This is a genomic window from Pseudoalteromonas sp. MMG005, assembly GCF_018101015.1.
Lineage (GTDB): Bacteria > Pseudomonadota > Gammaproteobacteria > Enterobacterales > Alteromonadaceae > Pseudoalteromonas > Pseudoalteromonas aurantia.
The window spans coordinates 1-14,422 of record NZ_JAGJEK010000026.1 but is presented as its reverse complement, the minus strand read 5'-3'; the positions used below and the strand labels follow the sequence as shown (position 1 = coordinate 14,422).

The window sequence follows — 14,422 nt, the reverse complement described above, 5'->3', positions numbered from 1 at the left end:
AAATCTTAATGGCAATTCATCCCGGTGCAGGAAAAAAAGCTGCGCAATCAGAGTTAGTTAATATCCCTAAATTGATGTCTGCATATTATTTGAATGAACCCGATCTAGAGCAAAATCCAGAACAGTGTGTGGCTTTTGGTACTTCAGGGCATCGAGGGTGTTCTTACAATGTCAAATTCAATGAATCGCATATTTTAGCGATAACGCAGGCTATTTGTGACTACCGTAAAGCAAATAATATTTTTGGCCCATTATTTTTAGGTAAAGATACCCATGCACTATCTGAAGCCGCCTTCAATTCAGCTATAGAAGTATTAGTCGCAAACGAAGTGCAAGTTATTACACAAGATAACGATGATTATACGCCTACACCTGTGATTAGCCACGCGATTGTCACCTACAATAAATCTCACCCTAATGAGTTAGCCGATGGGATTGTTGTCACGCCGTCACATAATCCCCCCCAAGATGGTGGCTTTAAATATAACCCACCGAATGGGGGGCCTGCTGATACTGATGTCACGAAATGGATTGAAGACAGAGCAAATCAATTACTCATTGAAGATCTCGTTGAAGTAGAGCTATTCCCGTATGCTAAAGCAAAACGTTCTGGCTTTATTAAATACGAAGATTTAATGACACCGTATATAGATGACTTAGAGAACATTATAAACTTAAAGGCAATTGCTGCTGCAGGCATAACCATTGGAGTTGACCCACTTGGGGGGTCTGGCATCAACTTTTGGCCAATTATAGCTAAAAAATATGACCTAAATCTAACCGTAGTTAATGATGTTGTCGACCCAGCATTTGGATTCATGCCACTGGATAAAGATGGCAAAATTCGTATGGATTGCTCATCTCCTTTTGCAATGGCTAATTTAATCGCTATTAAAGATGATTTTGACATTGGCATAGGTAACGACCCAGACTATGACCGTCACGGCATTGTAACCAAAGATGGGTTGATGAATCCAAATCACTTTTTAGCCGTTGCCATTGATTATTTATTAAATCACAGAGACTGGCCAAGCGACGTTAAAATCGGTAAGACATTAGTGTCTTCAGGCATGATTGATAAAGTAGTACAAGCCAATAATCATGAAGTATATGAAGTACCTGTTGGGTTTAAGTGGTTTGTTAAGGGGCTCAATAAGCAATGGTTGGCGTTTGGTGGGGAAGAAAGCGCCGGAGCGTCTTTCTTGCGTTTGAATGGTGACGTTTGGAATACCGACAAGGATGGATTTATCCTTGGATTATTGGCAGCGGAAATATTGGCTGTGACTGGCAAAACCCCTTCGCAGCGATATAAAGAGTTAGAGGCCAAATTTGGCGCGCCACTATATAAAAGGATAGACGCACCAGCTGACACAGCTCAAAAAGATAGGCTGAAAGCCCTGAGTGAAAGCGACGTAACAGCGAACATATTGGCCGGTGATAAAATCACCCAGATTTTAACTCGCGCACCTGGCAATAATGCCTCAATTGGTGGTTTAAAGGTTGTGACTGAGTTTGGCTGGTTTGCTGCACGCCCCTCAGGTACCGAAGATATATATAAAATCTACCTTGAATCATTTAAAGGAGAAGCACATCTGGCTCAGCTTGAGCAAGAAGCAAAAGAGTTAGTTGATTCTGTTATTAGCTAACTTATTTTTATTTGAAGCCATGCGTGATGCATGGCTTTTTTGTATCCTTAAATAAGCAGACAGACGTCATTGTAGTCGGGTTAATTAAGGGTATTTACTCTCACATTATTATAACAGGTGGCTGTATGTACCTTGAAGCATTAAAAGAAACTGGGGATTTTTTAACCCTAACACGTGAAAATGAATTCGACTTACCGGCTAGCAATTTCACGCTGGATAACGGCACATTAGTGGAAGTACTTGATACAGGCGTTATTCAGTTTACTCCCCAAGGCAACACCTCAAAGGATATTGTTCTATCAAGTGCGGTACATGGTAATGAAACAGCGCCCATCGAAATATGCGATCAGTTAATTCAATCGATCATAAAGGGCGAACTCATACTAAAACAGCGAGTATTGTTTATTTATGGTAACCCGAAATCAATTAATATCGCTAACCGATTTGTTGAAGAAAACTTAAATCGACTCTTTAATGGTGAACATGCAAAGGGAGAGATCACAAACTCAGAGCGCGTTCGAGCAGCAAAATTAGAAACCTATGTGACTGACTTCTTTACCAGTGTAGAAGAAGGGCGTTACCGCTGCCATTACGATTTGCACACGGCAATTCGTGGTTCTAAAAATGAAAAATTTGCGGTCTATCCATATTTGCATGGCAAACCATGGAAAAAACAACAATTACAGTTTTTACTGTCTTGTGGCGTAAATACGGTATTAACAATGCGTTCTGCAGCAACAACCTTTAGTTATTTTTCGTCATTTCAATTTGGTGCCGATGCCTTTACCGTCGAACTTGGGCAAGTAAAACCATTCGGTGAAAATGACATGGCTAGATTTGCAAAAACCAAAGATACATTGACCGCATTAATTAGCCAAGAGGAAGTGAAATATCGAGATTTTAATGCGCAGGACTTTGAGTTGTTTCAAGTTCATCGAACAATAAACCGAACTCATGATGAATTTTCTTTCCCATTCCCTGACAGCGCAGTGAATTTCACGGGTTTTTCTAAAAATGCGTTATTGGCTACAGATGGTGATACACAGTATTTTGCGGAAGTCGAGGGTGAGGCTATAATCTTTCCAAATGCCAAAGTTGCACTAGGTCAACGTGCACTGTTAACTGTTATTCCAATGGAAATAAATGAAAAGTTCATTTAATTCATTGTTATAAAAGGTTTTTCATTTCCGTATTGAAAACTTTCCAACTTATATAATGCAAATTAAGGGTTATTCACCTACTATCAGTTGAATAACCCTTTACGTTAACGTAAAGTGAAGGTCGCTTTAATTTAATCAATTTGCATTTGTCGCACAGATTATTCGTATAAGAAATAACGCGAATGTGTAGATATTCCAAAGCTCAAAAATTGGTGTCTCATAGTTTGCAAATGTGTTTCGACAACAAGAGAAGGTAGGTTATGACTAACCCCAATAACATATCGCTAAATATCAGTCATGCGCTGAAGTTTATTGATAGCCATGCCCTAAATATTCCAACACTGACAATACTTGGTGAAAATGGAGAGATATTAGAAGGCGCAACAGCCCCTGATATCGATCAAGAAACTGCTTTAAACCTATATTCGACTATGCGCTTTATTCGTTTATTAGATGAGCGTATGCAAGCTGCACAGCGCCAAGGGCGAGTGAGTTTTTATATGCAGTGCTTAGGAGAAGAAGCTGCAATTACAGCAAGTGCAGCTGCGCTTAAGCCAGAAGACATGATCATGGCCCAGTATCGTGAACAAGCAGCATTGGCATACCGAGGTTTCACTCTAGAACAGTTTATGAACCAGCTTTTCTCTAACGAAAAAGACTTGGGTAAAGGGCGTCAAATGCCCGTTCATTACGGTTCAAATGAATTACACTACCTAACTATTTCATCGCCTTTAGGTACCCAGATCCCACAAGCGACAGGATATGCCTATGGACAGAAACTAAAACATATTGATCCTAAAACCGGTGAACTTAGTTCTGAAATTGATAATTTGACCATTTGTTATTTTGGCGAAGGCGCCGCGTCTGAAGGTGACTTTCATGCAGGTTTGAATATGGCCGCAGTGCATGAGGCGCCGGTATTATTCTTTGCAAGAAACAACGGTTATGCAATTTCGACCCCAGCCGACGAGCAGTTTAAAGGCGACGGGATTGCCTCTCGCGGCGTAGGTTACGGCATAAAAACGATTCGAGTGGACGGCGGTGACGCATTAGCAGTGTTTGCAGCAACGCAAGCTGCTAGAAAAATGGCTGTTGAAAATGGTGAACCCATTTTAATTGAGTCTATCGCTTATCGTTTAGGTGCTCATTCAACATCTGATGATCCATCTGGGTATCGTAGTAAAGAAGAAGAAGCCGAATTTAAAGATAGTTGCCCAATTGAACGTTACAAAAAATGGCTATTAAAACAAGGGTGGCTAAATGAACAAGAAGATGAAGCTGAAAAAGATAAGATCAGAGAAGATATTTTAGCAGCATTAAAAGTAGCAGAAAAAATTCAAAAGCCAGCGCTCGAAGAGTTAGTATCAGATGTATATGATCAACCGATACCGGCTTTGCAAAAACAATACGAAGAACTTAAAGAGCACATAAAACAACATCCAGAAGCATATCCAGTGACCGCAGGGAGAATTAAATAATGGCTAAAATGAACATGTTACACGCCATTAACTCGGCACTCGATATTACAATGGCTGAACATAACCAAGCGTGTATTTTTGGTGAAGATGTAGGTCATTTTGGTGGCGTTTTCAGAGCCACATCAGGTTTACAAGAGAAGTATGGTAAACACCGTGTTTTCAATACACCACTGACGGAACAGGGTATCTTAGGTTTTGCTAATGGTTTGGCCGCTTTTGGTGCGCCGGCATTAGCTGAGATCCAATTTGCTGATTACATCTTCCCTGCATTTGACCAAATCGTCAATGAATCTGCCAAGTTCCGCTACCGCAGTGGCAATGAATTCGATGTAGGTAATTTGACCATTCGTACACCATATGGTGGTGGTATCGCAGGAGGGTTATATCATTCACAATCACCTGAAGCATATTTCGCCCATACTCCAGGATTAAAACTGGTTGTGCCACGTAATCCATACCAAGCAAAAGGTTTGTTGCGTGCATGTATTCAAGACGATAACCCCGTTATTTTCTTTGAGCCCAAACGTTTGTATCGTGCGTCGATTGGTGAGGTGCCTGAAGAAGACTATAGTATCGAAATCGGCAAGGCTGAAGTGGTAAAAGAGGGTACAGACGTCACTCTTTTAGCATGGGGAGCCCAAATGGAGATCATCGAGCAAGCAGCTCAAAAGGCAGAAGAAGCAGGGGTTAGTTGTGAGATCATTGACTTGCGTAGCATTCTCCCGTGGGATGTTGACACAATAGCTAAGTCTGTTGTGAAAACGGGCAGACTCATTATTAGTCATGAAGCACCAATAACAAATGGCTTTGGTGCGGAAATAGCAGCCACGATTCAAGAAACATGTTTTTTACACTTAGAATCACCTATCGCTAGAGTGTGTGGTCTCGACACGCCATATCCATTAGCGTTAGAAAAAGAATATGTGCCAGATGCGCTTAAAGTATTTGCTGCAATTAAAAAGTCTGTAGAGTTTTAAGGAGTAGTCATGGCTAAAGAATTTATTTTACCTGATATTGGTGAAGGTATTGTGGAGTGCGAAGTTGTCGAATGGCTTGTTGCTGTCGGTGATGAAGTGAAAGAAGATCAGCCAATTTGTGATGTTATGACAGATAAAGCACTTGTTCAAATTCCTGCTGTACATGATGGCGTGATAACAACGTTACATTATGCTAAAGGTGAAATCGCTAAGGTACATGAGCCACTTTTTGCAATGGAAGTTGCTGGCGTGGAGTCAGTCAATGATTCTCCGGCAAATAACACGCAAGATAATGTAAATTCAGCAACACATTTTGAAGATTTTATTTTACCTGATATCGGTGAAGGAATTGTTGAATGTGAAATTGTCGAATGGCTTGTTGCACAAGGGGATGAGATTAAAGAAGATCAAGCTGTGTGCGATGTTATGACTGACAAAGCATTGGTCCAAATACCGGCTAAATATGATGGAGTTGTTGAAAAGCTCTATTACCAAAAAGGTGAGATTGCACAGGTACATAGCCCGTTATTTCAAATGCGCTTAGCAGGTGACTGTGGTGGAACTTCAAGTCAAAGTGTCACTTCACAGACCCCAACAGAAAACATAAAAACTGCTGCTGAACCCGTAAAAACACAACTCGCTGCAAATGGCAAAGCGATTGCATCTCCTGCGGTAAGAAGGTTAGCAAAAGAAAGAGACCTAGATATTAATCTAGTGCCAGGCTCGGGTAAAAATGGACGGGTTTTTAAAGAAGATATAGCTCGCTTTGTATCAGGTAAGATTGAGCAAGCACCGGTAAATACATCGGATCACAAGGTCGACACCCAAACTGATATTGTAAATAAATCAGTTGAAATCATAGGAAACAGCACACGCGTTGAACCAATTCGAGGCATGAAAGCGGCTATGGCGAAACAAATGGTCGCATCCGTTTCAACGATCCCGCACTTTACATTTAGTGATGAAATTGATTTAACTGACATAATCGCTCTACGGAAAGATCTGAAAGAGCAATATGCAAAAGACGGTATAAAGCTAACCATGATGCCATTTTTCATTAAGGCATTGTCTTTAGCAATTAAAGCGTTTCCAATTGTTAACTCACAAGTGAATGATGCTTGTACTGAACTAACATATTTTGATGATCATAATATTGGCATGGCGGTTGATTCTAAACTGGGCTTATTAGTCCCGAACATTAAACAGTGCCAAAATAAATCAATTGTTGATGTTGCTCAAGAAGTAACTCGTTTAACCAATGCCGCAAGAGAAGGGCGAGTCTCACCAAATGATTTAAAAGGTGGCACGATTTCAATTTCAAACATTGGTGCAATTGGTGGCACAACCGCAACGCCTATCATTAATAAACCAGAAGTCGCCATTGTTGCACTGGGTAAATTGCAACATTTACCGCGCTTCGATGAGCAAGGTAATGTTGTATCACGCTCAATAATGCAAGTTAGCTGGTCTGGCGATCACCGTGTAATAGATGGTGGTACAATCGCACGCTTTAATAACTTATGGAAAGCCTACTTAGAAAATCCTGCCAAAATGATGATGGCAATGAGCTAAGATCTACTTTGTCATGTTTTCAATAGTGACCGATTCTCAAATCCCCACAGTTGTGGGGATTTTTATATCTATGGTTTTTAAATATTTAATTCATAGCTACGATAATAATTTTTATATATTATTAATCACTAATTTTCGTGTTTTATTTTCAATGCTTTCAGAAACTATCCAGTTATAAGCAAAGACCGCAAGTGTTTTAAATATATTGTAATCGTTCTCAATTGAAATAAAGCTCATTAAACGCTACATTGTCTCACAATCTATTGGAATACTTATGCTATGGAGTTAGCGATGAAAAAATACAATTCATTAACCTTGTTATTTGTAAGTACTTTTCTAGCTGTGTTTTCTGTTTCTGCAGCACAGACAAAAAATATTAATGGTCTTTGGGAGGATGTAAATAATGAACATTTTAAAAATGGACACATGATTGTATCCCAAGATAAAGACGCTATATATATAACCCATTACGTAGAGTTTAAAGGTCTTCCCCTGGTTGAGTATGGTATCGGAAGTCGTTCAGGAAATACGATAGAATATAAGGTTAAGGTGACTCAAGCTATTCCAGGTTGGACTACAGAAGGCACTCATACTTTGGCACTTTCAAATGACGGTACGCAGTTAGTTGGCTATTACAGCTCAGATGGAAAAAAAGGCCCACTAAAATTTAAAAAAATTGGAAAGTAACTTCACCCGTGCGTTGCCAATTAAAGTTTATGGTCATTTTAACATAATGTAAATGACCATATATTTCATCACCAAAGAACTGGTAATGCTCAATCAGAATGCGCAGACTTGCGTTTTCCTATACTTGCAAAAGCTTCAATACCGCTAACTATTTTATTAATTCCTTTTGACCCACCGGCCATTAGCGCACCCATCGTAAATAATTCAAATGCATTGAACAAAATGAGCTGGTGTGTAGGGATCCCCGAAAAAGAAAATACATCTGAAAAAATACGTATTCCAACTAGCCCCATGGTTAAACCTATTAAAAACCCTACAATGCCCGCTTGTTTTGTTGTTTCTGCCCGGTAGCTAGCTAATAATTCTGTCGCTTCAATCCGTTCATCTTTATTGCCATTATCAATTCTATTTACGAGTTTAATTTTTCCAGGTTGTCGGTAAGCTATGACATACAATTCGACAATACGCTCAACGATGAGTGATAAAAACAGTAACCTTAACAATAATAAAATAAACTGTTGCGGCTGGGTGAATCCAATCCAAGTTAAGTTGTGGCCAATGGCAAAAAAGTGAGAGCATATCGACAAAGAAAGTACTGATATGATGCTAATAAAAATATATTTAATGTTCATAATATAACAGAGCAATCCAAATTTTATATGAGTGAAATCAAACGAATCATGAGTCTGACATCAGCCAATTATTTTTAGACCCTATGATTAAATTTTTTTAAATTAAATTCAATGTTTTATATGTAAAATAAACCTTGGTACTTAGTGATCGTGTAATAGAAATGAGTACGCAGTTGTTGATGTGTATAACGTCAAGTAATCTAATAACCCTATTAAAAAGAGTGGGGAGTGGTGGAAGAGTAAATATAGAATCACAATAGATTTAACATAATATTTGTATCGCAAAAAATTTCTATCATTTATGACCAAGCCAACAGTCCAATCACTAGGAGTTTAATTCGTTCGTAACGGCAGTAGTGGTGACAAAAAGCTTAATTTAATCAACTTCGTATTACCATTAACCTGTAGTGGCATAGTTAATTTGGCCATCCGTTAAGAAAGAAATGTTATGCTAATAAGCATACAAATTTGGGTGAAAAAATGACGAAGTTAAAACGCGCAACCTATTCTGCGACAATTAAATTAGAAACAGCTCAGCTTGTAGTCGACCAAGGTTACACACAAGAAGATGCGGCCAAAGCTATGGGTGTTGGTAAATCAACAGTAAGTAAATAAGAACGAAATGGCCAGACATCATTAGCGTCACCAATGACGCCCGAGCAGATTGAAATCCGTGAGCTTAAAAAGCAAATCCAACGCATTGAATTCGAAAAGGGTATATTAACAAAGGCTACAGCTCTCTTGATGTCCGATTCCCTGAACAATTCTAGTTAAACGAGAAATTAAATCAACGAGAGTGTTACCTAATTAGCGTGTTGTGTCGCGTATTCAATGTGCATCGTAGAAGCTATAAATATTGGGCTATTCGACATGTAACACCTACACCAAAGTAAGTAAGGTTAGAAGCTGAAGTTAAAGCCATACATAGAATGAGCGGCGGTTCAGTTGGATCACGAACAATCGTGGCAATCGCAACGAATAACGATTTTGAATTAAGCCGTTATCGCGCCGCTAAGCTGATGGTTAAACTAAAATTAAAGAGCTGCCAAGTACCACAACCTCATTTTTGTACTGTGCGTCTGCTAAACCTTGCTTGTTGTTCGCCAGGCGAAATACACCCGTAGGTTTTGAAAAGTAAATAGGGGTGTTATGCGCAGGAATACGGCGCAGTGGGGACTCAAAGCGCAGCATCGTCGCCCCCGTGCGATGTGGGACTACATTTTCAGTGAGTATTTTTAGCTCAGCACTGCCACCTGAACCAATTTGAATTTTAGAGCCAGCCCGCGCATAAATTTGGCCAGAGGGCAGGTTAGTCACCGCCAGTGTATTACCATCTTGGTTAGAGCCCGACACATAAGCAACCGTGTCTAAATTCGTTTGCTCAAACCGCGCATCATGCAGCAAGAACGCATCAACTGAACCGCGCAGCTTTGCCAAAAAGCCATCAAGCTCTAATGCTGCAGGCTCAGGTACATTTGCAAATTCAACGTCAAACTCCCAATACGCGCCTTCATTATCAAATACTTCTGTCGCATTGTTGACTTTATTAACGTGTAACTGGATGTTTGGGGAGTGGTAAAAACTCCATAATTCTCTCGCTCGTCGATGTTTTGATGTGACGAGTTTAAAAATTTATGGAGCCCTTGGGAGTGTGGAAAGTGGTTTACATAGGTAAATTGATTGCCATATCTTAGCGGGTTAGTACTTTACCAATATGAGGCTCTGAGTTAAATTCTCGATATATCTTTAAATACAGCTCTTCCCCCAATGTTAACCTTAGATATTCAACAAGCTCTCTTTTTAATCGATCGGCGTCATCGACCAAGCCTTCAGTGTCATTTATTAAAGCGATAATATCATTAAGTGAGTTTTTGACATCTATGTTGTAATTACGCACGTTATGCTTATTATTAGTTAATTTATCTAAGGTTAAAAAGCCATTATTTGCCATGTAGGCAGCTTCAGCTATGATAACGGGGAATTCTGATTTCCAATCAAGGTTTATTGGAGTGGGCCTACCTAATATGGCATCAGTCGCTTTTATTAGCTCTATTGATGAAAATGTACCAAAAGATGTGATATCTTCAGTTTTTTCCTTTTTAGAACGTGTTAATCGAGGGACGCAAACAATATCAACAACTTGTGTTTTAGAGATGATATCGTTAACAAGCGCCTGTTGGAATTGAGGTGTAGGGATTTCAAGTCCTCGCTGGGCTTTTGTTAATGTATTGGCTGCGTGAGTTGCTTTGCCTGAAACTAGATCGTTGTATGCATCTTCCAGCATTTTATAATGAGGTAGGTCTTGTTTGTCGTGTAATTTGAATCGAATTTCTTCAATAAAGATACCTACTATGAGAGGGTCAATTTTTGATTGAAGTAACTGAGTTAAATTCTTGGCTCTGCTTTCCACCTTGTATTTTAGCCACTTTTCTTTTTCTAAACCAGTTTGGAGTTTTTGAAGGTTTAGTTGACTTTCAGTTATCCCTTTTTGATCCGATAAAATATCTTTAGTATCACTAAGTTCCTGCTTGCTCGTAGCCCATGTTTTGTAGAGTAAGGCTATAGTGGCTATCAATAAAAATGGACTGAGCGCGTTATTAAAATATGTGGCAGCACCAGTCCACCCCTCTAAACTAGAATTATTAACATCCAAACCAAATACATTAAAATACAAGGTAGACACGGTTAGGATAGAAAAGAATATGAATGTGGCTAGGTAATGTAAAAACCTATCTTCTTTGGCTTTATCCCCAATGTAGTACGCTATCACTAAGCAAATTATTGCAAAGATGATAATTAAGGTAGATACATCCATTATTGTCCTTAAATTTTTTAATCTCGTTCATTTTTTACGGCTAAGCCGCATTTCTAATTGACTTGATAATAACACCGTTTTCTTGAATATCATTTAAAATCAACGCGGTGATTTGACGGCCGATGTTTTCACCAGTGCGCGTTGCTGCTGTATCATCTTGTGCGCCCTGGACGACAATTTGGTTCGTAATGTTAAAGCTAAACCATCCTCGTTCTAAGCACTTTTGATTCGCTTTCAGCCATGATATCTGCTGGCCATTTAGGTTTACATGGTGCGATGTAAGTTCCTATAAATACCTAGCAGCTCGTTATTTTCCGGTAGTGAGCGTAAGTGAGTATCTAAAGCATTGATGAGTTTTGGTTTGAAATAGTAATCTACCTCTTTCTTGAGTAATTTTTGCAGTTCTTCATCTTGTTCGTTTACGATGTCAGTAATTAGCATTTTATACTGCTCAAGTGCGTGAACTTCATCGTAAAGGTGAGGGTCAGTTTTAAAGAGTAGCTGATTTATTAATAAGCTGACAATTGCCTCAATACATAATTGTAAATCACCATCATTGCTGAATTTTTCTACGATGGTTTCTTTATCCTGATAGCAATTCATCATTGCAAGTTCTATTTGATACTTAAATGATTTTTTGAATTTTTCTGGGTACTTTTCAATAGGGGTGTCATGGTGAACAGGGCGAGGAGCGTTTCCTAAGGTCCAATCAATTTGAAACCTGCTTAATTTATCTAACGCCTCTCTGTTCTCTTGTATAAGACACATAAAGTATACGAATGCATCATCAACCAGCTGGGAAGAACAGTTCATTTTCAGGTTCTGTTCAAGAGTTTTCAATCGATGCCTGACAATATCAATGTGATGAGGGTATCTAGATATGGTGTTTTGTATTTTTAATTCTTTTTTTGTTTCTTCAAGCTCGGTTTTACTTGTGTCCCATGTTTTGTAAAGTAATACCACTGTCACTAGCAATAAAAAGGGGCTGAATGCGTTGTTAAAGTATGTTGCAACATTTACCCAATCAGTTAAATTTGGGTTACGTAAGTCTATTCCAAATACTCTTAAATAAAGCAGTGAAATACTCATGAAGACAATAATTGGAAAGTAACTCACGATTTGATAAAACCCTCACTTGTGTATTTTTTACCAATTGTTTTTGAAAAAAATACACAAATGAGAAACATAAATGAAAGCACAACCATTAAACCTGAAATCATTACTATCCTTATAAAACTGAACTAAGCCGCATTCCTAATTGACTTGATAATAACACCATTCTCTGAATATCATTTAAAATCAACGCGGTAATTTGGCGGCCGATATTTTCACCGGTGCGCGTTGCGGCTGCATCATCTTGAGCGTCCTGCACGACAACTTGATTGGTAATGTTAAAGCTTATATTACCATTATTTGAACCGCTATTTGCTTGGCTCCCTGCGTTATACCTGCGGGCCATTGAGCTGATTTCGATATTCTCTGTTTTGGAGAAAGTACCCGTTCACCGCTGCTTAACAAAGAACAGCATTTAGAAAACGCTTTGATGACATCGTTGCTAAGCATGGTTGGTCATACAATGGCAAACGAGGCTGGCGAACTAAAACGATTTATCGTAATAACAAAAATACAGCACGAGCAGCTGGCCGTTGGGAACAACAGCAACGGGTAAAAGCGCGTAGGCCATATTTATTGTATTTGACGGCTGGTGATCAACGCGGAAGGCCGCAACATGGCAAGTGGAATTACATTTTATTGCCAATTGAACATAATTTCTGGGATACCCATTATCCGCCAAACGGCTGGCTGTGCCGGTGCAAAGTTGTAAACCTGAGTGAAGCTGAGATAAAACGGCAAGGTTTAACGGTCACACCTGAAAACGCATTAAAAGAACACACCAAATATTTTACTGAGGTAGACGCTAACACAGGTGAGGAATTACAACGTTTACCAGGCATTGATTTGGGTTGGGACTATAATCCAGGTAAAGCGTGGCTTGGTGGTGACATATCTGCAGGTAAAACACTCTGTAAGCAAGACAAACACATTAGAGAGATGTTGATCCCAAAGTTCAATGATGCGGTGAATACTGGCGAGTCACATTTTAAAAAACACATAGCAACAACAGCTGCTAAACAAGCTTTAGGACGACAGTTAGATGATGGTGCAAAATTGATAGTCGGGCACTTGAATAACAATGCGGTTGATAAAGTTATTGCTAAGTCAGCTTTAGAACACAGTACCTTGGTGGTCATTGATGACGCGATGATAAGTGTGTCGCTGGCAGCAATTGGATTTGAACAAACAGCGAACTTAATGCAGCTAATTCAGCAAGCAAGTTCAGCGGCATACAATCAAAGCGTGCTAAAGCTAACAACTGACAGTGCGCTGATCACAATTCAAGTGATGGCTGATTTTAATCGTGTGGTTGCCGTAGAGAAACTTTAAACGGTGTTAAAACTGGGTTTAAACGTTATTTAAACTCGCTTTAAACACGTTTTAAAGTGAAGGATTGTGATCTAATTCTAAACGTATAATGAGCAGGAATGATCGTGGAATGAGTCAAAATGAGCGGGTTTTGTCTAAAAACAAACGTAATTTGATTTGTGATGATTTTAGCGTTAGTCTAGGCGAAGTCCTTAGTTAATAGGGGCTTCAGAGCAATCAAATCTAAAATATCACTTCATCATTAAATCTAGAAATGAACGACCCCTTACAACAACAAATATACGGGAAAAAGGTAATTTAACATAATATAAATTATAGGAGGTTAATAGTTATTGTAATATGCTGGTATTTTGATTTGTATTAAGCGAATGATTTACGCATTAAATGTCCAATACTAGACAGTATCGGACATTTTCGTAAGGTACACAATTTATATTCTTTATGGCTTCTTAGTGTAATCCATCTCTAATGGTGCTGGTCCTTTATATGATCCGATCAACTGTTCTAGTTGTAACCGGAAAAGCTCCACCATGTCACGCTTTAGCATAAATCGATGAAAATCGGCTGGTGATGTGTTGTAGTGCTGAACCGATTTATAACCGCCTGGAGATTTAACATCCATACGTACTGGAAATTGTAACCATTTACTTTGAAACTCTTTAGATATCATCCAGTTTAGGTATAACTTTGCAGCCGCTTTATTCTTCGCATTTCTCGGAATTGCAGCAACTTGAAACCAAGTTAAAAAATAGTCTTCTTTAGGTAAAATAAGGCGCGTATCACTGTTTGGCCAAGGTACAAACGCCCAAGATGTTGTAAAGCTGGCACCGTACCAACCATTACTGATCGCGACATACGGCATAGAAGTTCCACGTACCCAAGTCGGGTTTGTTGCAACCAGCTTTTCTAAATACTCCCACCCATACTGCTCTTTTAGATTCCAAAATTGATATAGCACAGCATCATCAGTATGTGGATAGGTTAAAATGACCTTTCCTTTTAGGGGTTTA

General features: G+C 39.1%; 13 protein-coding genes and 1 pseudogene. 8 read left to right on the top strand and 6 right to left on the bottom strand.

Annotated elements, in window-relative coordinates; genetic code table 11:
• Positions 1-8: 8 nt before the first annotated feature.
• From pgm to J8M01_RS19295, 6 genes are all read left to right on the top strand, one after another.
• Complete coding sequence (gene pgm, locus J8M01_RS19320; RefSeq protein WP_211059009.1) at positions 9-1,646, top strand: phosphoglucomutase (alpha-D-glucose-1,6-bisphosphate-dependent); 1,638 nt, start codon at positions 9-11, stop codon at positions 1,644-1,646.
• A gap of 125 nt (positions 1,647-1,771) precedes the next feature.
• Entirely contained in the window at positions 1,772-2,806 is a 1,035-nt protein-coding gene (gene astE, locus J8M01_RS19315) for a succinylglutamate desuccinylase (RefSeq protein ID WP_211059008.1), read from the top strand.
• A gap of 260 nt (positions 2,807-3,066) precedes the next feature.
• Positions 3,067-4,284, top strand: coding sequence for a thiamine pyrophosphate-dependent dehydrogenase E1 component subunit alpha (locus J8M01_RS19310; protein ID WP_192507575.1), 1,218 nt, complete (start codon positions 3,067-3,069; stop codon positions 4,282-4,284).
• On the top strand, positions 4,284-5,261 hold the full coding sequence (locus J8M01_RS19305) for a transketolase C-terminal domain-containing protein (RefSeq protein ID WP_192507574.1): 978 nt from the start codon (positions 4,284-4,286) through the stop codon (positions 5,259-5,261). Before J8M01_RS19310 ends, J8M01_RS19305 begins: the two co-directional genes overlap by 1 nt.
• Positions 5,262-5,270: 9 nt before the next feature.
• Positions 5,271-6,833 carry a dihydrolipoyllysine-residue acetyltransferase gene (locus J8M01_RS19300; protein WP_211059007.1) on the top strand — a complete coding sequence of 521 codons (1,563 nt, stop codon included), beginning with the start codon at positions 5,271-5,273 and terminating at the stop codon, positions 6,831-6,833.
• Between the two features lie 291 nt (positions 6,834-7,124).
• Positions 7,125-7,520, top strand: a complete 396-nt coding sequence (locus J8M01_RS19295; protein WP_211059006.1) for a hypothetical protein — start codon at positions 7,125-7,127, stop codon at positions 7,518-7,520.
• Positions 7,521-7,609: 89 nt separating this feature from the next.
• On the opposite strand, the gene J8M01_RS19290 is transcribed toward J8M01_RS19295, so the two are convergent.
• Complete coding sequence (locus tag J8M01_RS19290) at positions 7,610-8,152, bottom strand: hypothetical protein (RefSeq protein ID WP_211059005.1); 543 nt, start codon at positions 8,150-8,152, stop codon at positions 7,610-7,612.
• Positions 8,153-8,632: 480 nt separating this feature from the next.
• Between J8M01_RS19290 and J8M01_RS24025 the strand changes: the two are divergent.
• Positions 8,633-9,210 (top strand): annotated as a pseudogene (locus J8M01_RS24025) (helix-turn-helix domain-containing protein); the annotation flags it as partial.
• Here J8M01_RS24025 and J8M01_RS19280 read toward each other — a convergent pair.
• From J8M01_RS19280 to J8M01_RS19265, 4 genes are all read right to left on the bottom strand, one after another.
• The gene (locus tag J8M01_RS19280) at positions 9,176-9,589 is read right to left on the bottom strand and encodes a hypothetical protein (RefSeq protein ID WP_247671201.1); all 414 of its coding nucleotides are present in this window, start codon (positions 9,587-9,589) and stop codon (positions 9,176-9,178) included. The pseudogene J8M01_RS24025 and the gene J8M01_RS19280 overlap by 35 nt on opposite strands.
• Before the next feature lie 253 nt (positions 9,590-9,842).
• Positions 9,843-10,967 (bottom strand): hypothetical protein, encoded by a 1,125-nt coding sequence (locus J8M01_RS19275; RefSeq protein ID WP_211059003.1) that lies wholly within the window; start codon positions 10,965-10,967, stop codon positions 9,843-9,845.
• Between the two features lie 264 nt (positions 10,968-11,231).
• Positions 11,232-12,056, bottom strand: coding sequence for a hypothetical protein (locus J8M01_RS19270; protein ID WP_211059002.1), 825 nt, complete (start codon positions 12,054-12,056; stop codon positions 11,232-11,234).
• 139 nt (positions 12,057-12,195) lie between these two features.
• A complete protein-coding gene (locus J8M01_RS19265) occupies positions 12,196-12,426 on the bottom strand; it encodes a hypothetical protein (RefSeq protein WP_211059001.1) in 231 nt (76 codons plus the stop codon).
• A gap of 89 nt (positions 12,427-12,515) precedes the next feature.
• On the opposite strand from J8M01_RS19265, the gene J8M01_RS19260 reads away from it, so the two are divergent.
• Positions 12,516-13,412 (top strand): phage minor head protein, encoded by an 897-nt coding sequence (locus J8M01_RS19260; protein ID WP_211059062.1) that lies wholly within the window; start codon positions 12,516-12,518, stop codon positions 13,410-13,412.
• Between the two features lie 439 nt (positions 13,413-13,851).
• Here J8M01_RS19260 and J8M01_RS19255 read toward each other — a convergent pair.
• Positions 13,852-14,422, bottom strand: a 571-nt coding sequence (locus J8M01_RS19255) for an extracellular solute-binding protein (RefSeq protein ID WP_211059000.1), incomplete at its 5' end; no start/stop codon positions are given.